Annotated in this window: 21 protein-coding genes; 7 read left to right on the top strand and 14 right to left on the bottom strand. The window is 70.6% G+C overall.

The window, feature by feature from the left end:
- Positions 1–2 precede the first annotated feature (2 nt).
- The 4 genes from AB0F56_RS25370 to AB0F56_RS25355 are packed head-to-tail and all read right to left on the bottom strand — an operon-like array spanning position 3 to position 1859.
- Complete coding sequence (locus AB0F56_RS25370) at positions 3–323, bottom strand: RRQRL motif-containing zinc-binding protein (RefSeq protein ID WP_362013567.1); 321 nt, start codon at positions 321–323, stop codon at positions 3–5.
- Entirely contained in the window at positions 320–1324 is a 1005-nt protein-coding gene (locus AB0F56_RS25365; protein WP_362013566.1) for a DUF2637 domain-containing protein, read from the bottom strand. Before AB0F56_RS25365 ends, AB0F56_RS25370 begins: the two co-directional genes overlap by 4 nt.
- Positions 1321–1596 (bottom strand): DUF6303 family protein, encoded by a 276-nt coding sequence (locus AB0F56_RS25360; RefSeq protein ID WP_362013565.1) that lies wholly within the window; start codon positions 1594–1596, stop codon positions 1321–1323. Before AB0F56_RS25360 ends, AB0F56_RS25365 begins: the two co-directional genes overlap by 4 nt.
- Complete coding sequence (locus AB0F56_RS25355) at positions 1596–1859, bottom strand: DUF6284 family protein (protein ID WP_362013563.1); 264 nt, start codon at positions 1857–1859, stop codon at positions 1596–1598. Before AB0F56_RS25355 ends, AB0F56_RS25360 begins: the two co-directional genes overlap by 1 nt.
- 618 nt (positions 1860–2477) lie before the next feature.
- Between AB0F56_RS25355 and AB0F56_RS25350 the strand changes: the two genes are divergently transcribed.
- Positions 2478–3611 carry a helix-turn-helix transcriptional regulator gene (locus AB0F56_RS25350; protein WP_362013562.1) on the top strand — a complete coding sequence of 378 codons (1134 nt, stop codon included), beginning with the start codon at positions 2478–2480 and terminating at the stop codon, positions 3609–3611.
- Here AB0F56_RS25350 and AB0F56_RS25345 read toward each other — a convergent pair.
- The 3 genes from AB0F56_RS25345 to AB0F56_RS25335 all read right to left on the bottom strand — a co-directional run bounded on the left by AB0F56_RS25345 (position 3595) and on the right by AB0F56_RS25335 (position 6568).
- Positions 3595–4371, bottom strand: coding sequence for an NUDIX domain-containing protein (locus AB0F56_RS25345; protein WP_362013561.1), 777 nt, complete (start codon positions 4369–4371; stop codon positions 3595–3597). The two genes, AB0F56_RS25350 and AB0F56_RS25345, sit on opposite strands and share 17 nt — an antisense overlap.
- A gap of 136 nt (positions 4372–4507) precedes the next feature.
- Entirely contained in the window at positions 4508–5800 is a 1293-nt protein-coding gene (locus AB0F56_RS25340) for a hypothetical protein (RefSeq protein WP_362013560.1), read from the bottom strand.
- Positions 5801–6295: 495 nt separating this feature from the next.
- Positions 6296–6568: an SH3 domain-containing protein gene (locus AB0F56_RS25335; RefSeq protein ID WP_362013558.1), complete on the bottom strand. Its 273-nt coding sequence runs from the start codon at positions 6566–6568 to the stop codon at positions 6296–6298.
- Between the two features lie 199 nt (positions 6569–6767).
- On the opposite strand from AB0F56_RS25335, the gene AB0F56_RS25330 reads away from it, so the two are divergent.
- Positions 6768–7268 carry a GNAT family N-acetyltransferase gene (locus AB0F56_RS25330; protein ID WP_362013556.1) on the top strand — a complete coding sequence of 167 codons (501 nt, stop codon included), beginning with the start codon at positions 6768–6770 and terminating at the stop codon, positions 7266–7268.
- A 23-nt stretch (positions 7269–7291) separates the two neighbouring features.
- On the opposite strand, the gene AB0F56_RS25325 is transcribed toward AB0F56_RS25330, so the two are convergent.
- From AB0F56_RS25325 to AB0F56_RS25315, 3 genes are all read right to left on the bottom strand, one after another.
- On the bottom strand, positions 7292–7723 hold the full coding sequence (locus AB0F56_RS25325) for a VOC family protein (RefSeq protein ID WP_362013554.1): 432 nt from the start codon (positions 7721–7723) through the stop codon (positions 7292–7294).
- 11 nt (positions 7724–7734) lie between these two features.
- On the bottom strand, positions 7735–8235 hold the full coding sequence (locus AB0F56_RS25320; RefSeq protein ID WP_362013552.1) for a pyridoxamine 5'-phosphate oxidase family protein: 501 nt from the start codon (positions 8233–8235) through the stop codon (positions 7735–7737).
- Positions 8236–8314: 79 nt separating this feature from the next.
- Entirely contained in the window at positions 8315–10774 is a 2460-nt protein-coding gene (locus tag AB0F56_RS25315; protein WP_362013551.1) for a PIG-L family deacetylase, read from the bottom strand.
- A gap of 374 nt (positions 10775–11148) precedes the next feature.
- On the opposite strand from AB0F56_RS25315, the gene AB0F56_RS25310 reads away from it, so the two are divergent.
- Positions 11149–14139 carry a bifunctional [glutamine synthetase] adenylyltransferase/[glutamine synthetase]-adenylyl-L-tyrosine phosphorylase gene (locus AB0F56_RS25310; RefSeq protein ID WP_362013549.1) on the top strand — a complete coding sequence of 997 codons (2991 nt, stop codon included), beginning with the start codon at positions 11149–11151 and terminating at the stop codon, positions 14137–14139.
- A 12-nt stretch (positions 14140–14151) separates the two neighbouring features.
- Here AB0F56_RS25310 and AB0F56_RS25305 read toward each other — a convergent pair whose 3' ends face one another.
- On the bottom strand, positions 14152–14766 hold the full coding sequence (locus AB0F56_RS25305; RefSeq protein ID WP_362013547.1) for a TetR/AcrR family transcriptional regulator C-terminal domain-containing protein: 615 nt from the start codon (positions 14764–14766) through the stop codon (positions 14152–14154).
- A gap of 106 nt (positions 14767–14872) precedes the next feature.
- Between AB0F56_RS25305 and AB0F56_RS25300 the strand changes: the two genes are divergently transcribed.
- Positions 14873–16414 (top strand): APC family permease, encoded by a 1542-nt coding sequence (locus AB0F56_RS25300; RefSeq protein WP_362013546.1) that lies wholly within the window; start codon positions 14873–14875, stop codon positions 16412–16414.
- Positions 16318–17892 (top strand): amidohydrolase, encoded by a 1575-nt coding sequence (locus AB0F56_RS25295; protein WP_362013544.1) that lies wholly within the window; start codon positions 16318–16320, stop codon positions 17890–17892. Before AB0F56_RS25300 ends, AB0F56_RS25295 begins: the two co-directional genes overlap by 97 nt.
- A 3-nt stretch (positions 17893–17895) precedes the next feature.
- Here the strand turns inward: AB0F56_RS25295 and AB0F56_RS25290 are convergent, their stop codons facing one another.
- The 3 genes from AB0F56_RS25290 to AB0F56_RS25280 form a co-directional block, all read right to left on the bottom strand.
- Entirely contained in the window at positions 17896–18798 is a 903-nt protein-coding gene (locus AB0F56_RS25290) for a phosphatase PAP2 family protein (RefSeq protein WP_362013542.1), read from the bottom strand.
- A 102-nt stretch (positions 18799–18900) separates the two neighbouring features.
- Positions 18901–19929: a LacI family DNA-binding transcriptional regulator gene (locus AB0F56_RS25285; protein WP_260226580.1), complete on the bottom strand. Its 1029-nt coding sequence runs from the start codon at positions 19927–19929 to the stop codon at positions 18901–18903.
- A gap of 25 nt (positions 19930–19954) precedes the next feature.
- Positions 19955–21622, bottom strand: coding sequence for a glycoside hydrolase family 13 protein (locus AB0F56_RS25280; protein WP_362013539.1), 1668 nt, complete (start codon positions 21620–21622; stop codon positions 19955–19957).
- Between the two features lie 356 nt (positions 21623–21978).
- Between AB0F56_RS25280 and AB0F56_RS25275 the strand changes: the two genes are divergently transcribed.
- Complete coding sequence (locus AB0F56_RS25275) at positions 21979–23259, top strand: extracellular solute-binding protein (protein ID WP_362013537.1); 1281 nt, start codon at positions 21979–21981, stop codon at positions 23257–23259.
- A gap of 19 nt (positions 23260–23278) precedes the next feature.
- Positions 23279–24292 carry a sugar ABC transporter permease gene (locus tag AB0F56_RS25270; RefSeq protein ID WP_362013535.1) on the top strand — a complete coding sequence of 338 codons (1014 nt, stop codon included), beginning with the start codon at positions 23279–23281 and terminating at the stop codon, positions 24290–24292.
- The last annotated feature ends 7 nt before the right edge of the window (positions 24293–24299 follow it).

Genomic DNA, 24299 nt, shown 5'->3' with positions numbered 1-24299 from the left:
TGTCAGGCGTCGGCGCAAGGGGTGCACATGCCGAGCGACGGCGGGATGCGATACCCGGCGTCGCGGCGGCAGTTCGGGCACATCCGACGGGCAGCGTTCGCCCGCTCCAGTGCCGCCCAGCGGGCGGGCGTCATGGGGCGGACGGGCTTGGCCCGGTCGATGCGGTAGAGGTAGGCGACCAGCGGCCCCCGCCGGCGGCGGGGACGTTCGAGCTGGGCCGCGACGTCCTGTCCGCCGGGACGGAGCCCGAGGGCGCGCAGCTGGCGGTAGGTCGCGTAGCCGTCGGGGGCAAGGCGCCACCGGTAGACCGGCAGGCCGTTCACGACGTGGCACCTTCGAGCATCCGGCCGGTCGTGGTGTCGCGCAGTTCCTGGTAGCGAGTGGAGACCCAGCCGATCGACCAGCCGCACAGGTCCGCCGCCGCCCGCACCGACATGCCCTCCGTGAACGCGGCGGCGACGATCTGGCGCGCGTGGTCCTCGGGCAGCTTGGCGTTCACCGGACCGTCGGCGAGCAGCGCGGCCCGTTCACGAGCCGCCCGCGCCTCCCGGTCCGTCGCCTCGCGGCGGGCTGCGGCCTCGTGCGCCAGACGCTCGGCCTCGCGGCGCTGTTCAGCCTCCCGCTCCAGGCGTTCACGCTCCCGCTGCTGCTGTTCACGCTCGGCCTCACGGCGTTCACGGGCCTCCCGCTCCGCCGCCTCCCGCGCCTCGGACTGCTCACGCTCGGCACGCCGTGCGGCTTCCTCCCGCTCGGCCTGTTCACGGCCGAGGCGGGCCTCGTGCTCGCGCTGTTCACGAGCCAGTCTCTCGGCGTGCTCGCGCTCCTCGCGGACCCGCCGCTCCTGCGCCTCGCGCCGCTCCCGGGCCTCCCGGTCGCGCTCTGCCTGCTCGGCCTTCCGCTCCAGCTCCAGCGCCGCGAGAGCGGCGCTGATGGCCCGCCGGTAGGCGAGTCCGGTCTCCGCCGTGACGATGAGAAGAAGCGGTGCGACCGCGTGGACGGCCACGCCGACCAGGTCTTTCCTCAGCGCGGAGTCGGCCACGTTCAGGGCCAGGGTCATGCAGCCGGTCATCCACCGCAGCGCGATGGGCCATCGGCCACCGTGCCCGCCCAGACGGGCCAGGACCGCGTCCAGGCGGACCACGATGACGACTGCGGCGTCCACCACCAGGGGCAGGATCGGCGCTGTCCAGTCCCACTCGTCCGGCGTGTGAGCCGCCATCAGGGGGGTGACGGTGAGGATCGAGTAGAGCATCGCCCCGGCCACGATCAGCCACGTCCCGACCGAGAGCGCGCGTTCGGCTGAACGGATCTGAACACTGTTCATTCTCGGGCCTCCCGCACCTCGATCGAGGCGATGAGGCGTACCGCGGAGGCCGGGTCATCCGGCCACACGCTCGACTCGGTCCACCGCCAGTCCGGGTCGCCGGTGAACGTGTAGCCGAGCGCGTTCAGCGCCCGTGAACGCTCCCGAACGGTCGGCACCTCGCCCGGCCCGAGGTCGTACTCGGGCCACTGCGACACCGGGCCCGGCAGCACCACATACATCCGCCAGCGGTCCTGCCGGTTGGACATGTGCGCGGTGATCGTGGTGGCCATCACGCCACCTCCGGGCAACCCGTGGCGGCCTTGTTGGTGAGGGCGGTGCGGGCGGCGAGGACGCGGCGGCGGGCCCGGCGGATCCGGCGGGAGTCGAGCACCGTCGGGGTGTGGTCGAGGGTCGCGATCTGCGCGTCGAGCAGGTCGACCTCCGCCAGGATCAGCGGCATCTCCTGCTCGATCGCGTCCAGTTCAGCCGCCGACGGCTCGCCGTCGAACGGAGTGGCCGTAACAACGGCCTGAAGTGCAGCGATGGACTTCATTGGGTGTGTTCCTCTCAGTCAGGAACGGCCCGGAACGAGGCCCCGGAGTTGCACCTCCGGGGCCTCTCGCCGTTGGAACCAGGAATCCGGCTCCCCTCGACCCCGTCCGTACGACCCGAGGGCGGCCGGACGGGCGGAGGAGGCAACCGGCCGCAGCTAGAGGCTGCGGAAGGGGTGGGTGGAGCAGTTCAGACCTCCTACTCGCGTGGTGCCGCTGACTCCGGGGAGGTCTGGTTCCCGGAGCCGTTGCGGCGTCAATGTGGCCACGCGGTTCTTTAGAGCCGACTGTGGGTCCCCCTGCGGGCGTGGGGCCCGGTTGTGACACGGGCCCGTTCTCCATCGGCTGGTCTCCACTCACCTCGGCCGGCGTCCTCACGGTCGTATTGCTGCGGTGGATCACTCTGTTGAGTTGTGGGCACACCAGCCCCGGACCATTCCGGCCCATCTGGTGCGCACCAATAGCTTGGCATCTGGTGCGCACCAGATGCAACCCTCGGTGTCGGGTGCGTGTTGGTGTGCGTCTCCAGAGAACGGCCTGAGTTGGGTGCTGCGGTAGCCAACTGGGGTTAACCTCGAGGGTGTTAACCGGCTCTCACCTGGGGCTTTGTAGGAGGCGGCGTGACTAAGGGGTTAAGGGCACTCAGGACCGCGCGAGGGTGGTCGCAGGATCGATTGATCTACGAGATGCGGAGGTTCGCGGAGCAACGGCTGCTCGACATTGCCTCGGCGGCGAGCCTCAAGACCTACATCTCGGAGTGGGAGAACGGCCGACGCACCATCACGGATCGGTACGCCGTGATCCTCCGGCCGCTCCTGGGCGTCACGGACGACGAACTGCGAGGCGAGCCCGATGTACCTGAGCAACTGGTGGACGGCTACGCGGACTTGCTGAGCCGGATCGATGCGGCGGGCAGCCTCAGTGAGTCCATGGTCCCGTCATTCCTCGCACAGACAGAGCTGCTCCGCACCATGGACCGCCAGATGGGCGCGACCGGCTTGGTCGACCAGATGAACGGTCACCTGGCGGCCATGGAAGAGGCGCTGACCTTCGCCGTGCTGCCAGGGATGCGGAAGCCCATCGCGACTGCGCTGGCAGGAGCGTCCACCCTCGCCGCATGGCAGGCGCTGGACGCCGGCGCGGTGGACAGGGCATGGCGGAGGTACGAACTCGCCAAGAGAGCCGCCCAGGACGCCGAGTCCCCGCTCTACCTTGCGCACGCCATGGGTGAGCAGGCGTACGTACTCGCGGACGCCGGTCGACCCCAGCTCGCGATCGAACTGGTGCGAGATGCGCAGAGCACCTACCCCGAGCGTCAGTCGCCGCGGCTGCGTGCGTGGCTCGCTGCCGCCGAGGCCGAGCTGTGCGCAGCGGCTGGGGAAGGTTGGGAGTCAGAGGCACGGGCGGCGCTTGAGCGAGCAACGTCGCTTCTCCCCGATGACGGGGAAGTGCGTGATGCCGACATGCTGAGCATCTTCCTCAATACGGACCACCTGGCGAGGTGGCGCGGGAACGTCCTTGCCAAGCTCGGGGATGCCTCAGCAATGGAAGAGCTGTACGCCTCCCTGGCCAGCGCGGACGTCTCCTTCGTACGCGCGAACTCCGGCCTGCATTGCGATCTCACTCAGGCGCACCTGGCCCGGGGGGAGCTGGAAGACGCGCGGTCCCACCTTCAACAAGCCAGGTTGCTGGCGAACCGCACGGGATCCGTGCGGTATCGCCGCCGCGTGGAGCTGCTTACCGGTCGCCTCTAGTGCGGGACGCCAGGATGTGGAGCAGCGCCACGAGTGTGCCCGAACCCATGAGCTTGCCCTCAGACATCAGTCGGGGAATGTCGTCGAGGGAGATCCAGGCGACTTCCCCCGCCTCTTCCGCGTCCGTAGGCTCGCCGACTTTCTCGGCTCCACGAGCCACAAAGATCTCGTGCGGTGAGTCGACCATGCCGATCATCGGCTGGTAGCTCACGACGTGCTCGACAGGGCCGGGCCGCCAGCCAGTCTCTTCCTCGGTCTCGCGCGCGGCCGTGGCGGCGGCGTCCTCGCCCGGATCCACGATCCCTCCGGGCAGCTCCCAGCCCCACTGCTGAGGAACGAAGCGGTACCTCCACAGCATGAGCACGCGGTCCTGGTCGTCGATCACGGCGGTGACGGCTACACGGAAGAGGCGCACCACGTGATGCTCGAAGCGCTCCACGCCCGGAGGCTCCACGTCGACCAGATCCAGATTGACCCAACGGTTCTCGTAGACGTGGCGGGAGCCGTGGATCTTCCACGGCTCCCGCTCGGCCGGCGCCGGGGTGCTCCCGCCGCCGAGGATCCGGTACGAGCTGCGGTCATGGGCTCTGATGAAGTGCTCGCTCACGAGACGCGCGAGTACCTGACGCAGCGCAGTGCGACCGATCGCAAGCTCGGCGCTCAGCGCCCGCTCGGACGGAAGCTTGTCGCCGGGCCCGTATCGGCCCGTCTCGATCCAGGTCCGAATCGTCTCGTAGACCCTCTGGGTTTTGGGACCCATCCCTGATGCACACTCCCGATCCGTGACGTCCTGATGATCAGCGTAGCGATGCTGGCGACTTCGAGGCCTGGTGCCTCAAGTGACGACTGCTCTCCGCCCCGGCGATGTCGGTCTCATCGATATCTTCGAGCGGTCGCTAAATCTCCTCCCGTGCCTCATGCGAAATTGGCTTGGCTGAGGTATTGACGATGAATTTCCTCACCTGTTCGTACAGGGGATCGACCGCGATCTCGAATGCTGTGAGTTTCCCCATTTCCAGCAGCTTTCGAATTTCTGTCACAGCCGCCTCGGTTTCATTCAGGAGGACATGCTTATAGTGTGAGAGCTCGGGAGCGAGGCCGGTTACATCCCACGTCTCCACCTCTGGGCGAATCTGATCGACACCGAATAGAGCCTTCCGGGCGACCCATGATGAAACCTGCGCGCCAATCTTTTTGTTGCGCGGCAGACTGTGCCGCAGTGTGTATTCTGAGGTGTGTATGGCTGCTTTCCAGTGGCCCGACCTGACACTTCTATAGGTGTCGCCCTGTAGGCTGGACAGGAATGCCTGCTCGTCGCGCTTACGCATCCTGATTCCGATTCCAACGGAGAGAATTCTTCCGAGCGCCATGAGCTCCTGCAGGAAGTCGGAAAGGTAGTCGCCATCAGCGCTTAGCTTCTCGTTGAGCTTGACCCCCCAGTTGCGATTGCTGTCCAGGTTTCTCAGAGCTCCTAGGTATATCTGATTTGCCACTCCGTCAGCATGGACGATTAGGTTCCTCCTGGCGAATCCTTCGCGGACTGTCATCCACTCGACTGGGAGATCGGACATGGTGAGTCCCCCGCTGGCTCGCTTGAGCCACTTGTCCCATCCGTCTACGCTCTCGTAGAGGAGTTTGGTGACTTGGCGTTCGATTAGGAACTCGCGGGCGTCGTCCAGTGATCCAAACTCGGATAGCTGCTGGAGGGTGAAGCCGTGGTCGGAGTCCATGAATGCGGCGCGGTTGATGTCGAGGATGGCGCGGGCAATTCGACCAAAGAGAACCTCGAAGCCGGAAACCGCTGAGACAAGGAGAGAATTCCGCAAGAGTTGATGTTGTGGATCGGCGTTTATGAACCTCGCCCCGTAGCTGACCATGTGTGAGAGTGCGGCGCCGGCTGAACCGTGCAGTTTGACGCTAAAGGGATCACCTGTTTCCCCTCGCTTGGCTCTCTCGGTGACTTCAAGTATGCCGTTAGCGAGTTCTCTGGCCCCTTTGGCGAAAACGAGCTTTTCGTCTGGAGAAAGGTACTGGCCGATTTCATCAAGAGGGCCGAAGGGGCTCTTGATGTGCCTCTCCTCCATTTCGGGGATTACTGTCCTATTGATTTCCTCGATAGATGCGACCTGGGCGACGAACTGATCGCAGGCGCGTACAACTCCGATGCTCCAGGCGCTGGCGTCATCCATTGGGGTAGCGCTAATTTTGGGCCCCCTCTCGCTGATTTTCACTATCCTTCGAGGAGGCTAGCGTTGACGAAGCACGGGCGACGGCTGTTTCCGAACTTGGTCCCCCGCGGGGTGCGTTGAGTTCACACTGGGGGGACTCGTTGGCGTATGGGGTGATCGCGTGAGCCACGGACCAGCAAGCCCGCCGCGCTGAGTCCGGCGGCTGGCCCGGGCCGTCCTCGGGCCGTCCGAAGGCGCCCTAGGGCCACTGCTGGCCACCTAGAACCACTCCTTGCGAGCCCTGCCCACCTGGGAAATCAGGGATCACACGAGGACAGAGGTCCGGCTCGCCACTTCCTGCGCAACAAGAAGCAGGAGTGGGAGGAGTACCGCTCCGAGGTCACGGCCTTCGAGCTGCGGAAGAACCTGCCGGTGCTGTAGCCGGGACCGGGGCCGGCGGCGGTGGGTCGCCGGCCCCGGGTCGCTCGGGGCGAGCCCCGAAGGGGCTGGGCGCTGTCAGCCCTGGGGGGCGGCCGGTTCGACGTCCTTGGAGAGCGGGACGTTTCCTGTGTTGTCCACGTGCCGGGCGGCGACCCAGACGGCCTGGTCGCGCAGCAGGTACCAGATGCTGTTGCCGTCGATGGTCTGGGCGTGGACCTTGCTGCGCAGACCGATCTCGGCGCCGTGGTTCAGGTTGCCGACGATGGTCGAGTCGGTGCTCGGGTACTTCCGCAGATTGACGCCGATGGTGCTGACGACGGTGCCGAACGGCTGGGGCGGACTGGGCATCATGACCTCCAGGGGAACGCCGGAGTGGCGGGACGTTGTCCGGTATCCGGACGGGTTGCTCGCACGGTACGACCGATTCCCGTCCCGGAGCCGGAGGCGTGCGCGGCACACCCCGACCGGCGCCCCGACGTCATTCCGACAGCCCCTCCCTCCTGAAAACCTGATGTGACGTGGGGCGGTCGGGTGGTAGTCAGGCGGGATGGACGAGTTGTTGAGTGAGCGGCTGGTGTTGCGGCGGCTCAGTGCCGACGATGCGGCGCGGATCGTCGGCCTTGTGCCCGCGTTCCCGGGGCAGTGGGCGGAGGGGTACCCCTCCGACGTGGATGTCGCCGTGGCGCGGCGGTTCCTGGACGCGCGGGACGAGCACGGGGACCCCGGGGTGTTCGGGCCGTACGAGATACGGCGCCGGGAGGACCGGGTCGCCGTCGGGGGGATCGGGTTCCACGGGCCGCCCGACGAGGGGCGGTTCGTGACCGTGGGGTACGGGCTCGTGCCCGGGGTACGGGGGCGGGGGTACGCCACCGAGGCCCTGCGCGCGCTGCTCGACCTGGCCCGCGCGCAGGGGGTCGCCGGGGCGAAGGGCGACGCCGATCTGGGGAACGTCGCCTCGCAGAAGGTCATGGAGGGCGCCGGAATGCGGTACGTGGGCGAGGACGAGCGGGTGCGGTACTACCGGGTGGAGTTCGGCGTGGGGGAGTGAGACCGTCTCTCTCCCGCCCCCGCTCAGCGTTCCGACAGCTCCGACGGGGCCTCCTGGACCACCCAGCCGTTGCCGTCCGGGTCCGCGAAGGTGAGGAACGAGTTCCACGTCTCGCCCTTGCCCTCCTCCCAGCCCGACGCGCCCACGCGGCGGACCGGGGAGACGTCCACGCCCCGGCCGAGCAGCTCCTCGCGGGCCGCCTCGATGTCGGTGACGCACAGCTGGAGGCCCTGCAGGCTGCCCGGGGTCATCGGCTTCGTGCCCGGCATCGGCGGCATGCCGCTCTCCATCGAGATCGAGCAGCGCGAGCCCGGCGGCGTCGCCTGGATGATCCGGATGCCCGGCGCGACCTCGGTGTCGAGGTCGATCGTGAAGCCGCACCTCTCGCCGTAGAACTCCTTCGCCCGGTCCAGGTCGGTCACGGGGACGAGGACGACTTCGAGCGTCCAGTTCATGGAAGGTCTCCTCAGAAGCGCCAGCGGGTCTGACCGAACTGCTCGCCCTTGGCGAAGCCGAAGACCGTGCGCGGTGCGACGGCGAACACCAGGGCGGTCCCACCGTCGCCCACGAACGCCCCGTCGCGCACGTCGAATCGCCAGTCCTCGCCGTACTTCTCGACGTACGCGTCGGCCAGCGCCCGCAGCCGCGCCTCGTCCGTCACCCGGACGGCCTTGCCCTCCACCACGAGGTCGAAGCCGTCCTCCAGCGTCGGCGTCCCGGTGGTCAGGACGACCTCGCCGTTCTCCGCCAGATTGCGCGCCTTGCGCTCGTCCGGACCGGTGCAGAAGTGCAGCGCGTCCGCCGACCAGACCGCGATCAGCGGAGTCACGTGCGGGCGGCCCTCCGGGCGGACGGTGGTCAGCCAGAAGACCTCGGCCCCGGCCAGCCGGGCGGAGACCGCCGCCCATTCCGCCGGCCGGGCCTTCGGGTCGCTGTAGCGGGGGTCAAGGGTCGGTTCCGGGGTCATCGGCGTTCCTCTTTCGGGAGCGGGGCGAGAGGGGTCATACGTACGTCCACAGATGTATGACCCCGCGTCCCGCCCGAACTCATCGCACCGCGGGCGTCCAGTGCAGTTCGCCGTCCAGACCCATCACCGCTACGCCGTCCACGACCCCGCCCGGGGCGCCCGAGAAGAGGAAGTTCTGCAGCGTCCACAGCGGCTGCGCTCCCGTGCCGCCGTTGCCGGGCGACGTCGCCAGGAATCCCGTACGGGAGCGGACCGCGAGCATGCCGGTCCCGCTGCCGCCGAGCGGGCCGGGGCCGAGGACCCCGCCCGCCAGCTCGACGGCCGGTCCGACGAAGCGGCCGCCCGAGCCCGGGAAGTCGGCCGTGCGGACGTCGCCCGAGTACGGCTTGCGGAACCAGAGCCGTACGCCGTCGCCGGTCGGCGAGGGGCTCGCGTTCAGGGCCAGCGTCGTCGCCGGCAGACCGGTCGCCCGGGCCATGCTCAGCGGGGCGCCGGGGCTCGGCTGCGACCAGGTGAGGACGGACTTCGCCGTGCCGGCGAAGACGTGGATCCGGCCCGCCGCGTCCGTCGTCGCCACCGGGTCGCTGTACAGGAGGGCGGCGAGACCGGTGGCGGTCAGGGTGCTGTTGGAGCCGCTCGCGGCGCTGCCGCCGCTCGCGCCGCGGTAGGTCACGCCCGTGGCGGCAGCCGCGCTCGCGGTGGCCCTGCCCTCTGCCGTCTGGCCGGGGGTGGCCTCGTGGCTGGGATGGGCGTCGAGGCCGGGAGTGGGCTCCTGGCCCGGGGTGGCCGCCACGCCCGCCGCGGCGGCGGGAGCGGTCGACTGGCCGGTGGCCGCCTTGGCGGGCGGGGCCCCCGCTGCCGTCGGCGTGTTCGCCGACAGGTTGCGCCACGGGCCCCAGGCGCCGTTCGCCTGCTGCTCGCGGGCCTTCAGCCGGTGGGCGCTGTCGCGCAGGACCACCGTGATCCGGCCCGTCCCGTCCACCGCCGCCGCCGGGGAGCTGATGTTCGACATGCCCAGGGAGTCGTTCTGCTCGGGCGTGCCGAGCGAACGCCACGCGCCGAAGGCGCCGCCGAGCGTCGTCTGCTCGGTCGTCACGACCTCACGGCGGTAGTTCCCCGCCGTCGTGCCGATGGTCGTCCGGACGCCGAATACGGCGATCCGCCCGTCCCGGAGCCGTACCGACGTCACGCCGCTGTCCAGACCCGTGCCCTCGAGGAGCACCGGCCCCTGCCAGTCGCCGGTCGCGGCCGAGGCCTTCGTCCACACCGCGAGGCGCCCGTCGAGCACCGAGAACGCGTACAGACTGCCGTCGGGGCCGCGCTGCACCCAGGAGGTGGAGTTGCCACGGGCGTACCGGACGGTCTTCGTCCAGCCGGAGCCGGCCGGACGCGCGGCCACGTTGAGGTCACCGCAGCCGGCCGGGTCGCCGCAGTCGTTGACCCCGTCCGACCAGGCGTACGTCTTCATCGTGCTCAGCTTGTTCCCGGCCGTCTCCGGGTCGAGGGTGGACGGCAGTCCGCTCGTGGGGTAGCCGAGGTAGTTCTGTACGGCGAAGTGCGGGCGGCCCGAGTCGGTGCCCTTGGCGGCGTACCGCTCCAGGGCGGCCTGCGCGAACCGGGCGCCGAAGAGGTGGTCCTGGTGGTCGGTGAGCGCCCCGGTCTTCAGGTTCCGGCCCGGCGTCGGGTCCATGATCCGGACGAACGTCGGCCGGAGGCGCTCCAGGACCACGGTGATCGCGTCGATCACCTGGTCCTTGCTGTACGTGAAGTCCGTGGTGACCGGGGTGCCGGTGGCGCGCTGGGAGGCGAGGGTCTGGACCCGGCCGTTCCACAGGCCGTTCAGGCTGTTCGGCCGGTCGGCGTTGATCGCGCCGGCCTCGCGTATCTGCATCCAGATCAGGCTGACGTGGGGCGCGGCGCGCAGCACGTCCATCTGCGCGGCCCCGCCGCCGACGGTGGGTATGGAGACGCGGTCCCAGGGGCTGGTGCGGCTGCCGGTGGCCATCTCGGCGTACGCGGCACGTATGCCGTTCTGCCGGGCGGCCGCGTAGTTGGCCTTGTTGGCGACACTGCCGGGGCCGTTGACGCCGTTCGCCTCGCCGGCCGTCAGGTACACCGTGGTCAGCGACTTGCCGGAGCGTATGGACTGCACGACGTCCGGGTTCATGAAGTACAGGTCGTCGTCCGGGTGGGCCACGATCTGCGCCACGGCGATGTCGGCGGTACGGACCGGCGCCACGGCCGTCCGCGCGTTCGGCGTCGCGGCGGTCGCGAACCGGCCGACGGTCCCGGCGTCGGACGAGGCGTTCGCGCCGCCGTCGGCCGTCCCGGTCCGGCCGTCGGTCTTGACGGCCCTGTTGGCGGTGGCCGTCTCGGCGGTCTTCGTGGCCTTGTCGGCCGTGCCGGCGGGGGCGTCGTCGGCCGGCGGCAGGTCTGCCGCGGAAAGGCTGGCGGACGTGTCGGCTCCGATGGGGGAGCCGGAGGTCAGCTGCAGGAGTCCCACGAAGGAACCGGCTGCGACGGCTGTCTTCGTCAGCACGGAGACAGAACGGAGGCGGTGGCGGCCAGGCATCGAGTGTGTGTGCTTTCAGACAGGGGGTGACCCGGTGACGGAGGCGAGGGGTGTGGAGCGAGGAGCGAGGAGCTGCGAGTGGCGCAACTATCTGTGGTGGATCTGTGGTGAAGGTGTGCGCGACGAACAGTACTTGTGTCTGGAGATGGAGTTACAAGCAATACGGTTCATCGGCTGCAAACGGTAAGGAATGTGCGAGATATCACGTGTGATCTCTTACGAAACAAAGGTCCGATCTGTGAGGGTTGCGGCCCGCGCCCCGAGGCGACCCGGCCCCGCCCTCCGGATAGGCTCGATCGCGGGGCTCGAAGGAGCCCCGACGGTGTGGAGGGAGCGGCGGAATGGCGGCGGTGCCGGGACGCAGGAGCAGTACCTTCAGCCGCCTGCTGCGGCACGGCTTCACCGACCCGTCCGGCGCCGAACGGCTCCTCGACCTCCCCGAGCTGGCCGCCCTGCGCGACGACCCCGTCCTGTTCGACGCGCTCGGCGCGACCGCCGACCCCGACCTCGCCCTGCGCGGCCTGGTCCGGCTCGTCGAGGCCCAGCCCGACGAGGAGCGCCAGACGCTCACCGCCACCCTGCTCTCCGCCAAGCCGTTCCGGGACCGGCTGCTCGGCGTCCTCGGTGCCTCGGAGGCGCTCGCCGACCACCTGGCCCGGCACCCCAAGGACTGGCAGGCCCTCGTCACCTACGAGGCCGCCGACCTGAACCCCGGGGTCGCCGAGTTCGAGCACGGCCTCGCCGAGGCCACCGACCCCGTCTCCCTGCGGGTCGCCTACCGCCGCTGCCTCCTCGCCATCGCCGCCCGGGACGTCTGCGGCTCCGCCGAGGTCGCCCAGACCGCCGCCGAGCTGGCCGACCTCGCCACCGCGACGCTGCGCGCCGCCCTCGCCATCGCCCGTACCGCCGCCCCCGCCGACGCGGCCCACTGCCGGCTCGCCGTCATCGCGATGGGCAAGTGCGGCGGCCACGAGCTGAACTACGTCTCCGACGTCGACGTGATCTTCGTGGCCGAGGCCGTCGAGGGGGCCGACGAGGGCAAGGCGATGCAGGCCGCGACCCGGCTCGCCTCCCACCTCATGCGGATCTGCTCGGAGACGACCGTCGAGGGCACCATCTGGCCCGTCGACGCCAACCTCCGCCCCGAGGGCCGCAACGGCCCCCTGGTCCGCACCCTCTCCTCCCACCTCGCCTACTACCAGCGCTGGGCCAAGACCTGGGAGTTCCAGGCCCTGCTCAAGGCCCGGGCGGTGGCGGGCGACCCGGAGCTGGGCGCCGAGTACATCGAGGCCGTCTCCCCGCTCGTCTGGCAGGCCGCCGAGCGCGAGAACTTCGTCCCCGACGTGCAGAAGATGCGCCGCCGGGTCGTCGACAACATCCCGGCCGCCCAGGTGGAGCGCGAGCTGAAGCTCGGCCCCGGCGGCCTGCGCGACGTCGAATTCGCCGTCCAGCTCCTGCAGTTGGTCCACGGCAGGGGCGACGCGACCCTGCACAGCGGCACCACCCTGGACGCCCTGAAGGCGCTCGCCGCCGGCGGCTACGTCGGCCGCGCCGACGCCGCCCAGCTGGACGAGGCGTACCGCTTCCTGCGCGCCATGGAGCACCGCATCCAGCTCTACCGGCTCCGCCGCACCCACCTCGTCCCCGAGGACGAGAGCGACCTGCGCCGCCTCGGCCGCTCGCTGGGCCTGCGCACCGACCCGGTCGTCGAGCTGAACAAGGAGTGGAAGCGGCACGCCTCGGTGGTCCGCCGGCTGCACGAGAAGATCTTCTACCGGCCGCTGCTCGACGCCGTCGCCCAGCTCACCCCCGGCGAGACCCGGCTCAGCCCGCAGGCCGCCGGCGAGCGGCTCGTCGCGCTCGGGTACGCAGACCCCGCCGCCGCCCTGCGCCACCTGGAGGCGCTCGCCTCCGGCGTCACCCGCAAGGCCGCGATCCAGCGGACGCTGCTTCCGGTGCTCCTCGGCTGGTTCGCCGACTCCGCCGACCCGGACGCCGGACTGCTCGGCTTCCGCCGGGTCTCCGACGCGCTCGGCAAGACCCCCTGGTACCTGCGGCTGCTGCGCGACGAGGGCGCGGCGGCGGAGAACCTCGCCCGCGTGCTCTCGGCCGGCCGGCTCGCCCCCGACCTGCTGCTGCGCGCCCCGGAGGCCGTCGCGATCCTCGGCGACCCGGAGGGTCTGAAGCCGCGCGGCCGGGACCATCTGGAGCAGGAGATCCTCGCGGCGGTCGGCCGCGCCGACGGCGCCGAGCAGGCGGTCGCGGCGGCCCGCGGCGTACGGCGCCGCGAGCTGTTCCGTACCTCCGCGGCCGACCTCATCGGCTCGTACGGTACGGAGGACAGCCCCCGGGAACTCGACCCGGGCGCGCTCGTCGACCGGGTCGGCCGGGCGCTCACCGACCTGAACGCGGCGACGATCTCGGGCGCGCTGCGCGCCGCCGTCCGGGAGGGCTGGGGAGACACCCTGCCGACCCGGTTCGCCGTCATCGGGATGGGCCGCTTCGGCGGCCACGAGCTCGGCTACGGCTCCGACGCCGACGTCCTGTTCGTGCACGAGCCGCGCGAGGGCGTCGACGAGCAGGAGGCCGCCCAGGCGGCGAACCGGGTCGTCTCCGAGATCCGCCGGCTCCTCCAGGTCCCCACCGCCGACCCGCCGTTGCTGATCGACGCGGACCTGCGCCCGGAGGGCAAGAGCGGCCCGATGGTCCGTACGCTGAAGTCGTACGAGGCCTACTACCGCCGCTGGTCCCTCGTCTGGGAGAGCCAGGCGCTGCTGCGGGCCGCGCCGATGGCGGGCGACGCGGAGCTCGCGGGGCGGTTCATCGAGCTGATCGAGCCGCTGCGCTACCCGGCCGAGGGCCTCGGCGAGGAGCCGGTCCGCGAGATCCGGCGGCTGAAGGCCCGGATGGAGACCGAGCGGCTGCCGCGCGGCGCCGACCCGACCCTCCACGCCAAGCTCGGCCGGGGCGGCCTGAGCGATGTCGAGTGGACCGTCCAGCTGCTCCAGATGCGGCACGGCTGGGCCGAGCCGGGGCTGCGCACGACCCGGACCCGGGAGGCCCTGGCCGCCGCCCACGCCGCCGGGCTCATCCCCACGGACGAGGCCCAGATCCTGGACGAGGCCTGGGTGCTCGCGACCCGCGTCCGCAACGCGGTGATGCTGGTACGGGGCCGGCCCGGGGACACCTTCCCCTCGGACGGGCGCGAACTGGCGGCGGTCGGGCGGTACTTGGGGTACGGCCCCGGCCATGTCGGGGAGATGGTCGACGACTACCGGCGGATCACGCGCCGGGCCCGCGCGGTCGTCGAGGAGCACTTCTACGGGGCGTAGGGGCGCGGGGGATCAGCCGTCCGCGTGCTCGAGCAGGGCCCGGCAGTGCACCAGGAACGCCTCCAGGGCCAGGTCGAACGCGGCGTCCGCGCGGGCCGGGCCGACCGCCGCGAGGGCCTCGGCCAGCCGCGGGGTCGTGACCTCGTCGGGCAGCTCCCACATGGCGTCCGGGGCCGCGAGGTCGAGCGCCGAGCCCAGGACCATGTTCTCCAGGGCGACGATCACCGTCATCACGTCGGCGTTGTCGAAGCCGACGGCGAGCAGCAGGGTCACCGCCGCCTCGTACTGGGCGAGCACCATCGGCGCCCGCACCGGTGACGTCATCAGCATCGGGATCGCCCGGGGGTGGGCCGCGAAGGCCGCGCGGTAGGAGCGCGCCCAGGCCGCCATCGCCGCGTCCCACGGTCCCGTCTCCAGGGTGGAGCCGTCGATCGCCGCGCTGACCCGCTCCCGCAGCAGCTCCACGATCCCGTCCCGGCCGTCCACATGGTGGTACACCGACGCCGTCTGCACCCCGAGCCGCTTCGCGATCTGCGGGACGCTGAACTCGCCCCGCTCATCGACGAGTTCGAGCGCCACCGTGGTGATCCGCTCGCGGTCGAGGAGGGGCTTGCGGGGCCGGCCCATGATTGATTTTCCCCCTGGTCAGGTCTTCCCGAATCGTTGAACGCGAGGTTACATTGCGCGAACCGAAAGCCTTTAGGTTTCCTGCCTCGGAAGGGCTTCCCGCTCCATGTCCTCAACTACCACCACCGCTCCCAAGGGGCTGAGAACCGGCACGCTCTCCACCGCCGACGTCTCCTTCTTCGTCGTCTCCGCCGCCGCCCCGCTCACCGTCATGGCCGGCGTCGCCCCGATCGCCGTCGTCCTCGGCGGAGTCGGCGCCCCCGCCGGCTACCTCCTCGCCGGCATCACCCTCGCGGTCTTCGCCGTCGGCTTCACCGCCATGAGCCGGCACGTCCGCAACGGCGGCGCCTTCTACGCGTACATCACCCGCGGCCTCGGCAAGCCCGTCGGCATCGCCGCCGCCCTGCTCGCCATGCTCGGCTACAACGGCATGGAGATCGGCGTCTACGGACTCCTCGGCACCGCCACCGCCGACACCGGCCAGGCCCTGTGGGGAATCGACATCCCCTGGCTCCCCGTCTCCCTCGCCGGGCTGCTGCTCATCTGGTACGGCGGCTACCGCTCCATCGACTTCGGCGCCAAGGTCCTCGGCGTCCTGCTCGTCGCCGAGACCGGCATCCTCGTCCTCCTCGCGGGCGGCGTCCTGCTCGACGGCGGCGCCGACGGGCTCACCCTGACCTCCTTCGCCCCCGGCAACGTGCTCGTCCCCGGCACCGCCGCCGTCCTGGCCTTCGCCTTCGCGGCCTTCACCGGCTTCGAGTCGACGGTCATCTACCGCCGCGAGGCCCGCGACCCCGAGCGCACGATCCCCCGCGCCACCTACATCGCCGTCGGCTTCCTCGGCCTCTTCTACGCCTTCGTCGTCTGGACCGTCATCCAGGCCTTCGGCCAGGACAAGGTCGTCCAGGCCGCCACCGACGACCCCGGCGGGCTCTTCTTCGCCGCCATCACCACCTACGTGGGCGCGTGGGCCGCCGATCTGATGCACATCCTGATCGTCACCAGCGTCCTCGCCTCGCTCCTCGCCTTCCACAACGCGATCAACCGGTACGGCCTCGCGCTCGCCGAGGAAGGCGTCCTGCCCGCGGCCTTCGCCCGCGTCCACCCGCGCCACCGCTCCCCGTACGTCTCCGGCATCCTCCAGACCGTCCTCGGCGCGATCGTCGTCGTCGGCTTCGCGGCCGCCGGAGCCGACCCGTACCAGCAACTGCTGCTCTGGGTGAACACCCCCGGCATGATCGGCCTGATGGTCCTCCAGCTCCTCGCGGCGCTCGCCGTACCGCTCTTCTTCCGCCGGATCAGCCACGACGAGGGCACATTGCGCACGGTGGTCGCGCCCGTCGCCGCCTTCGTCCTGCTCGGTGGGGCCATCGGTCTCGTCGTCACCCACGTCGACCTCTTCACCGGCGCCTCCACCACCGTCAACACCATCCTGATCTCCCTCGTCCCCGCCGTCTTCGTCCTCGGCCTCCTCCTCGCGTACCGGCTCCGCCGCACGCGCCCCGAGGTCTACGCGAACTTCGCAGCAGAGCCCGCAGAAGGAGAAACCTCGTGCCCGCCCCCGACCTCGTCCTCGTCGACGCCCACGTCCGCACCCTCGACCCCGACCGACCGCACGCCACCGCTGTCGCCGTCCACGACGGACTGATCACCGCGGTCGGCGACGCGACCGACGCCCGAGACTGGCGCGGACCCGGCACCGAGACCGTCGACCTCGGCGGCGCCACCCTCACCCCCGGCCCCACCGACGCCCACAGCCACCCGGTCTGGGGCCTGGAGATGGCCACCGGGACGGACCTCTCCGCCGTCCGCGACCTCGACGGCCTCCGCTCGGCCCTGGCCGGCGCCGAACGCCGCGAGGGCTGGATCATCGGCTTCGGCCTCGACCACAACGCCTTCGGCGGCCGGCCGATCCACCGCGAGCTGATCGAGGACGTCCTCGGCGGCGCCCCCGCCTTCCTGCGCCTCTACGACGGACACTCGGCCCTCGCGAGCGAGACGGCCCTGAAACTGGCCGCCGTCAACGGCCCCCGCACCTTCGCGCAACGCTCGGAGATCGTCTGCGACGCCGACGGACGGCCCACCGGCCATCTGATCGAACACGCGGCGATGGACCTGATGACCCCCGTCCTGCCCGCCCAGCCCTTGACCGAGCGCCGCGACCGGCTGGTGGAGCTGCTCGGCTCCATGGCCGCGACCGGACTGACCGGCGCGCACGTCATGGACATGGGCGGCCACGACGTACCCGGGCTGCTCACGGCCCTGGAGGCCGACGGCGACCTGCCGCTCCGGCTCCGGCTCGCGCCCTGGTGCATGCCCGGCGCGACCGTCGAGGAGCTGGACGAGCTGGTACGGCTCCAGGAGCGGGCCGGGCGGCTGTGGCGGGTCGGCGGGGTGAAGTTCTTCATGGACGGCACCGTCGAGGGCGGCACCGCCTGGCTGGAGCACGCCGACTGCCACGGCCAGGGCACCGACGCCTTCTGGCCCGACCCGGCCGCCTACTCGGCCGCCGTACGCCACCTCCACGAGGCCGGCGTCGGCACCGCCACGCACGCCATCGGCGACGCGGCGGTCCGGCACGTCCTGGACACGGTGGAAGCGCTCGGCGCCCCGGGCCCCCGGCACCGGATCGAGCACATCGAGACGGTCCCCGACGACCAGCTCGGCCGGTTCGCGGCCCTCGGCGTCGTCGCCTCGATGCAGCCCCCGCACACCGCGTACACCCGGGCCGACCACACCGACGAGTGGTCCAAGCGCCTCGGCGACGTCCGCGCGGACCGCGCCTGGCGCTGCCGGGACCTGCGGGACGCGGGCGCCCATCTGGCGCTCGGCTCGGACTGGCCCATCGCCCACTACGACGCCCGCCAGGTCCTCGCCACCGCCCAGGCCCCCCGCGGGGCCGCCTCGGCCCGACACGGCCTGACCGGTTCGATGGCCCTGGAGGGCCTGACCACGCACGCGGCCGTCGCGGCGGGCGAGGAGCACCTCGGCGGCCGCATCGCCCCGGGCCTCCGCGCCGACCTGACGGCCTTCACCCTGGACCCGACGACGGCTCCCGCGGACGAGACGGCTGAGGCCCCGATCCGCCTGACGATCGCGGGCGGCCGCATCACGCACCGGGGCTAGGGGCTAGCGGGTCGCGCGCTCCTTCTCCTGTTCCTCCTCGCGGGCTTCAGCCGTCCGCGAGGAGGGGCCGCCCCGGGCCACCGGGGCCGGGGTCTCCACCAGCTTGGGGAGGCCCTTGGGGAGGGAGCCGTACCAGAAGTAGGAGACGGCGAAGCCGAAGGCGAGGCAGATCATGCCGCCCACCGCGTCCAGCCAGAAGTGGTTGGCGGTGGCCACGATCACGACCAGCGTGGCGGCGGGGTAGAGCAGACCGAGGATCTTGGCCCAGGGCGCCGAGGCCAGGGCGAAGATGGTCAGACCGCACCAGAGCGACCAGCCGATGTGCATCGACGGCATCGCCGCGTACTGGTTCGACATGTGCTTGAGGTTGCCCGAGGCCATCGAGCCCCAGGTGTGGTGGACCAGGACCGTGTCGATGAAGGACTGGCCGTTCATCAACCGGGGCGGCGCGAGCGGATACAGGTAGTAACCGACCAGGGCCACACCGGTGGTGGCGAACAGGACCGTGCGGGACGCCGCGTAGCGGCCCGGCTGCCATCGGTACAGCCACACCAGCACACCGATCGTCACGACGAAGTGCAGCGTGGCGTAGTAGTAGTTCATCGAGACGATCAGCCATGTCACCGAGTTCACGGCGTGGTTGACGGTCTGCTCGAAGGCCAGTCCGACGCTCTTCTCGACGTCCCAGATCCAGTCGGCGTTCTTCAGCGCCTGGGCCTTCTGCTCCGGTACCGCGTTGCGGATGAGCGAGTACGTCCAGTAACTGACACCGATGAGCAGGATCTCGAACCAGATCCGGGGGCGTCGCGGCATGCGAAGCCTGGCCCGCACACCGCCACCGTCCGACATGGGTGACGGGCTGGCCGCCGTCCGGCCTTCCAAACTCTTCACGGTCGCTTCACCCATAGGAGGAGAGTCTGCCAGATCCATTCCCCTCGTCCGATCATCCCTCCGACGGGTTCGGGGCGCACATGCTCCGCCTTGAGACGGAGGCGCGTGCCGGGACCGTCAGGGATTGCCCTGACTCGGCGCCGAAGCGGTTGAACCGCGAACGACCAGCTCAGGCATGAAGACGAACTCGCTGTGCGGCGCCGGGGTACCCCCGACCTCTTCGAGCAGCGCCCGCACCGCCGCCTGCCCCATCGCCTGCACGGGCTGGCGGATCGTGGTCAGCGGCGGGTCGGTGAACGCTATGAGCGGGGAGTCGTCGAAACCCACCACGGAGACGTCCCGGGGGACCTGGAGCCCCTGCTGCCGGGCCGCCCGGATGGCGCCGAGCGCCATCATGTCGCTCGCGCAGACCACCGCCGTGCAGCCGGCCGAGATCAGCGCGCCCGCGGCGGCCTGCCCGCCCTCCAGCGTGTACAGAGAGTGCTGGATCAACTCCTCGGACTCCTCCGGGGAGAGCCCGAGCCGCTCCTTCATCCCGCGCTGGAACCCCTCGATCTTGCGGAGCACCGGCACGAACCGCTTCGGGCCCACCGCCAGCCCGATCCGGGTGTGCCCGAGCGCGGCGAGATGGGTCACCGCCAGCTGCATCGCGGCCCGGTCGTCGGGCGAGACGAAGGGGGCCTGCACCTTGGGCGAGAAGCCGTTGATCAGGACGTACGGGACGCCCTTGCCGCGCAGCTGGTCGTAGCGCGTCATGTCGGCGGTGGTGTCGGCGTGCAGCCCGGAGACGAAGATGATCCCGGAGACGCCCCGCTCGACGAGCATGTCCGTCAGCTCGTCCTCGGTGGACCCGCCGGGGGTCTGTGTGGCGAGCACGGGGGTGTAGCCCTGCCGGGTCAGGGCCTGCCCGATGACCTGCGCGAGCGCGGGAAAGATCGGGTTGTCCAGTTCGGGGGTTATCAGTCCGACGAGCCCGGCGCTGCGCTGACGCAGCCGGACCGGACGCTCGTATCCGAGGACGTCGAGTGCGGCAAGCACGGATTCACGGGTGGCCGAGGCCACGCCGGGCTTGCCGTTGAGCACGCGGCTGACTGTGGCTTCACTGACCCCCGCCTGGGCTGCGATGTCGGCAAGCCGCGCGGTCATGGGATTGGACTGTACCGGTCGCACGTCAGATTGCCCACCAAACGCAGGAGTCGGCGGGAACCCGGACGTTGTGCGCATGCGCGGCGCGGGCGGTGAACTCCGTGGCGGGGGAGGGGAGTACGAGAACCCCCGGGAGCGGGGTGCTGCTCAGCAGGGGAGAGGCCGTGAGCGGCAGGGGCACCTCCCGCGCCGTCGTGTTCAGGGTGACCAGGACGTCCCCGCCCTCCGAACGGCGCCGGAACGCGAGGACGCCCTCCGGGAGTCCGTCCAGCCACTCCACCGCCTCGCCCGCGCCGAGCGCGGGGTGTTCGCGGCGCAGCCGCAGCGCCCGGCGGTACAGCTCCAGGTCCGAACCCGGGTCGGCGGCCTGCGCGGCGACGCTCAGGCCCGACCACTCCGCGGGCTGCGGGAGCCAGGAGCCGCCGGGACCGAAGCCGTACGACGGTCCCTCCGGCGTCCACGGGAGCGGGACCCGGCAGCCGTCGCGCAGCCCGTCCTGCCCGTCGCCGCGCAGGAACGCCGGGTCCTGCCGCAGCTCGTCCGGCAGGTCCACGACCTCGGGCAGGCCCAGCTCCTCGCCCTGGTAGACGTAGGCGGACCCGGGCAGCGCCAGCATCAGCAGCGCCGCCGCCCGGCCGCGCGCCGGGCTGCCGTACCGCGTGGGGTGCCGGACGACGTCGTGGTTGGAGAGCACCCAGGTCGTCGGGGCGCCCACCGAGGCCGTGGCGCGCAGCGACTCGTCGACGACCGACCGCAGCGCCGTCGCGTCCCACGGACAGTTCAGGAACTGGAAGTTGAAGGCCTGGTGCAGCTCGTCGGGGCGTACGTACAGGGCGAGCCGCTCCGGCGTCGGCGCCCAGGCCTCCGCGACCCCGATCCGGTCGGGGCCGTACGACTCCAGGAGCCGGCGCCAGCCGCGGTGGATCTCGTGCACCCCGTCCTGGTCGAAGAAGGGCAGCCGCTGGGTGCCGATCAGCTTCGCCTGCTGCCCGTGCCCGATGTCCGGCAGGCCCTCCGCCTTGACCATGCCGTGGGCGACGTCGATCCGGAAGCCGTCCACCCCCAGGTCCAGCCAGAACCGGAGCACCGAGTCGAACTCCGCCCGTACCTCCGCGTTCTTCCAGTTCAGGTCCGGCTGCTCGGGCGCGAAGAGGTGGAGGTACCAGGTGCCGTCCGCGACCCGGGTCCAGGCGGGGCCGCCGAAGACCGACTCCCAGTCGTTGGGGGGCTCGGCGCCGGCCGGGCCACGGCCCGGCCGGAAGACGTACCGGTCCCGGCCCACCCCGGCGAGCGCCTGCTGGAACCAGGGGTGCCGGTCGGAGGTGTGGTTGGGGACGATGTCCACGATGACCTTCAGGCCGAGCCCGTGCGCCGCGCGCACCAGGTCGTCGGCGTCCGCCAGGTCCCCGAAGACCGGGTCCACCGCGCGGTAGTCCGCCACGTCGTAGCCGCCGTCGGCCTGCGGGGAGGCGTAGAACGGCGTCAGCCAGACCGCGTCCGCGCCGAGCTCCGCGATGTGCGGCAGCCGCTCCCGTACGCCGCGCAGGTCCCCGATCCCGTCGCCGTCGCTGTCCGCGAAGGAGCGGACGTACACCTGGTAGATGACGGCGTCCCGCCACCAGCCGGGCCGTGCGGGGCTTCCGCAAGAGCTTGCGGAGTCCGACATCGACGGTGAGGTGAGCTCGTGGGCCATGTGCGGTGTCCCTCTCGCGTGTTCCGGGGCGGGTTTCGTGCGGACGACTCGTACTGACAACGAGGTCGGAGCGGCCGTGAAACGGTCCTGCAAGAGATGATGCAAAGACTTGCAGGGCTGGGGGACGGCCGCAAGAGGGCCTGGGGAGGGCCTGGGCCTGCTGTCAAGCGACTCGTCGGCAACCTTCAGGACACGTCGATGTAACGATCGCCGGGTCTTGCAGAAAGTTCTCGCAAGGTCTTTCGGCTCGTTTTCATCCCTGTTACGTTCCTGGCAACCCGGCGCGCCGCGAGGGAGCGGTCGCATGAGGCAGGTTCCAGCCCCTCGTCACCCCGGGATCAGTTGAAGGAGTTCACATGCGGCGTGGCATAGCGGCCACCGCGCTGGTCGCTGCCCTGGGCGTGACCCTGGCGGCGTGCGGAAGTGACGACGGTTCGGCGAACGGCGGCGGCTCGAAGGGCTCCGGCGAGCTCTCCGGCACCGTCACCTGGTGGGACACCTCCACGGTCGGCTCCGAGGACAAGGTCTTCAAGAAGATCGCCGAGGACTTCACCAAGAAGCACCCGAAGGTCACCGTCAAGTACGTGAACGTGCCGTTCGGTGAGGCGCAGAACAAGTTCAAGAACGCCGCGCAGTCCGGCTCCGGCGCCCCGGACGTCATCCGCTCCGAGGTCGCCTGGACCCCGGACTTCGCCAGCCTCGGCTACCTCCAGCCGCTCGACGGCACCCCGGCCCTGAAGGACGAGGGCGACTTCCTCAAGCAGGCGGCCGCCTCGACCAAGTTCGACGGCAAGACCTACGCCGTGCCGCAGGTCATCGACTCCATGGGCATCTTCTACAACAAGAAGATCCTCAAGGACGCCGGCGTCGAGGTCCCCAAGACCATCGCCGAGCTGAAGACCGCCTCCGCCACCATCAAGCAGAAGACCGGCAAGACCGGCATGTACCTGCGCGGTGACGACCCGTACTGGTTCCTCTCCTTCCTGTACGGCGAGGGCGGCGACCTGGTCAACGCCGAGACCAAGACCGTCACCGTCGACGACGCCAACGGCGTCAAGGCGCTGGCGACCGTGAAGGACCTGGTCGACTCCAAGGCCGCGATCACCGACGCGACCAACGGCTGGGACAACATGCAGGCCGCCTTCAAGGACGGCAAGGTCGCGATGATCATCAACGGTCCGTGGGCCGTCACCGACACCTTCGCGGGCAAGGAGTTCGCCGACAAGGCGAACCTGGGCATCGCCCCGGTCCCGGCCGGCTCGGCCGCCCAGGGCGCCCCGCAGGGCGGCCACAACCTGGCGATCTACGCGGGCTCCAAGAACCTGGACGCCTCCTACGCCTTCACCGAGTACATGACCTCGGTCGAGACCCAGACGCAGATCGCCAAGGAGCTCAGCCTGCTCCCCACCCGCGAGTCCGTCTACGTCAAGCCCGACGTCGCGAGCAACCAGATGATCGGCTTCTTCAAGCCCGTCGTCGACAAGGCCGTCGAGCGCCCCTGGATCCCCGAGGGCGGCAGCCTCTTCGAGCCGGTCAAGGTCGAGTACGCCAAGGTCCTCACCGGCCAGGCCACCCCGGAGGCCGGGGCCAAGGCCATCGGCGAGTCCTACCGCAAGCTCCTGAAGGACTGGAAGTAGAAGGAAGGCAGGCCGACTGATGGCTGTGGACACCAGCAGCCAGTCGGTGGCGAAGGCCGCGGGCGACAGCGTCGCCCGCGGCCGGCGCCGCGGTACTGGCACATCCCGGGGCCCGCTCAGGCGCTCCCTCTCCACCCACTGGTACGCCTGGGCGATGGTCGCCCCGGTGGTGATCGTGATCGGCGTGATCATCGGTTACCCGCTGGTGCGCGGCATCTACCTGTCGCTGACCGACGCGAACGAGCGGAACGTCGCGCGCTCCATCGGCGTCAACGAGATCCCCGCGACGTACGAGTTCGTCGGCCTGGACAACTACGCCGACGCGCTCAGCGGCGACCAGTTCCTCTCCACCCTCGGGTGGACGCTGGTGTGGACCGTCGCCTGTGTCTCGGTCACCTTCGGCCTGGGCCTCGTCCTCGCCAACATGCTCAACCGGAAGATCGCGGGCCGCTCGCTCTACCGGCTGCTGCTGATCCTGCCGTGGGCCGTGCCCGGCTTCGTCTCGGTCTTCGCCTGGCGCTTCCTCTACGACGAGCGCCGCGGTCTGCTCAACCAGATCCTCGCCGGCGGCGGCCTCGACGCGCTGCCCTGGCTCAACGACCCCACCTGGGCCAAGTTCTCGGTCATCGCCGTCAACGTCTGGCTCGGCATCCCGTTCATGATGGTCGCCCTCCTCGGCGGGCTGCAGTCCATCCCCGGTGAGCTGTACGAGGCCGCCGAGATGGACGGCGCGAACGCCTGGCAGCGCTTCCGGCACATCACGATGCCCGGACTGCGGTCCGTGTCCACCACCGTGATCCTGCTGTCCACCATCTGGACCTTCAACATGTTCCCGGTGATCTTCCTGCTCACCCGGGGCGGTCCCGGCGAGGCCACCCAGATCCTGGTCACCCAGGCGTACAAGTTCTCCTTCGAGATCAGCCCCCGCGACTTCGCCCAGTCGTCCACCTGGGGCGTCCTGATCCTCGTCCTCCTGATGGTCTTCGCCGCGGTCTACCGGCGCGTCCTCCGCAAGCAGGGAGAAGTCTGGTGACCACCGC

It is taken from the genome of Streptomyces sp. NPDC026092 (assembly GCF_040638605.1).
Classification (GTDB): Bacteria; Actinomycetota; Actinomycetes; order Streptomycetales; family Streptomycetaceae; genus Streptomyces.
The sequence above is the reverse complement of the archived record's forward strand: the minus strand, read 5'-3'. Positions and strand labels throughout refer to the sequence as shown.

Excerpts from the sequence above, each read along its gene's own strand:
- AB0F56_RS25365 (WP_362013566.1), bottom strand. The coding sequence starts at position 1,324 with ATGAACAGTGTTCAGATCCGTTCAGCCGAACGCGCGCTCTCGGTCGGG.
- AB0F56_RS25360 (WP_362013565.1), bottom strand. The coding sequence starts at position 1,596 with ATGGCCACCACGATCACCGCGCACATGTCCAACCGGCAGGACCGCTGG.
- AB0F56_RS25355 (WP_362013563.1), bottom strand. The coding sequence starts at position 1,859 with ATGAAGTCCATCGCTGCACTTCAGGCCGTTGTTACGGCCACTCCGTTC.
- AB0F56_RS25345 (WP_362013561.1), bottom strand. The coding sequence starts at position 4,371 with ATGGGTCCCAAAACCCAGAGGGTCTACGAGACGATTCGGACCTGGATC.
- AB0F56_RS25340 (WP_362013560.1), bottom strand. The coding sequence starts at position 5,800 with ATGGATGACGCCAGCGCCTGGAGCATCGGAGTTGTACGCGCCTGCGAT.
- AB0F56_RS25335 (WP_362013558.1), bottom strand. The coding sequence starts at position 6,568 with ATGCCCAGTCCGCCCCAGCCGTTCGGCACCGTCGTCAGCACCATCGGC.
- AB0F56_RS25330 (WP_362013556.1), top strand. The coding sequence starts at position 6,768 with ATGGACGAGTTGTTGAGTGAGCGGCTGGTGTTGCGGCGGCTCAGTGCC.
- AB0F56_RS25325 (WP_362013554.1), bottom strand. The coding sequence starts at position 7,723 with ATGAACTGGACGCTCGAAGTCGTCCTCGTCCCCGTGACCGACCTGGAC.
- AB0F56_RS25320 (WP_362013552.1), bottom strand. The coding sequence starts at position 8,235 with ATGACCCCGGAACCGACCCTTGACCCCCGCTACAGCGACCCGAAGGCC.
- AB0F56_RS25310 (WP_362013549.1), top strand. The coding sequence starts at position 11,149 with ATGGCGGCGGTGCCGGGACGCAGGAGCAGTACCTTCAGCCGCCTGCTG.
- AB0F56_RS25305 (WP_362013547.1), bottom strand. The coding sequence starts at position 14,766 with ATGGGCCGGCCCCGCAAGCCCCTCCTCGACCGCGAGCGGATCACCACG.
- AB0F56_RS25300 (WP_362013546.1), top strand. The coding sequence starts at position 14,873 with ATGTCCTCAACTACCACCACCGCTCCCAAGGGGCTGAGAACCGGCACG.
- AB0F56_RS25290 (WP_362013542.1), bottom strand. The coding sequence starts at position 18,798 with ATGGGTGAAGCGACCGTGAAGAGTTTGGAAGGCCGGACGGCGGCCAGC.
- AB0F56_RS25285 (WP_260226580.1), bottom strand. The coding sequence starts at position 19,929 with ATGACCGCGCGGCTTGCCGACATCGCAGCCCAGGCGGGGGTCAGTGAA.
- AB0F56_RS25280 (WP_362013539.1), bottom strand. The coding sequence starts at position 21,622 with ATGGCCCACGAGCTCACCTCACCGTCGATGTCGGACTCCGCAAGCTCT.
- AB0F56_RS25275 (WP_362013537.1), top strand. The coding sequence starts at position 21,979 with ATGCGGCGTGGCATAGCGGCCACCGCGCTGGTCGCTGCCCTGGGCGTG.
- AB0F56_RS25270 (WP_362013535.1), top strand. The coding sequence starts at position 23,279 with ATGGCTGTGGACACCAGCAGCCAGTCGGTGGCGAAGGCCGCGGGCGAC.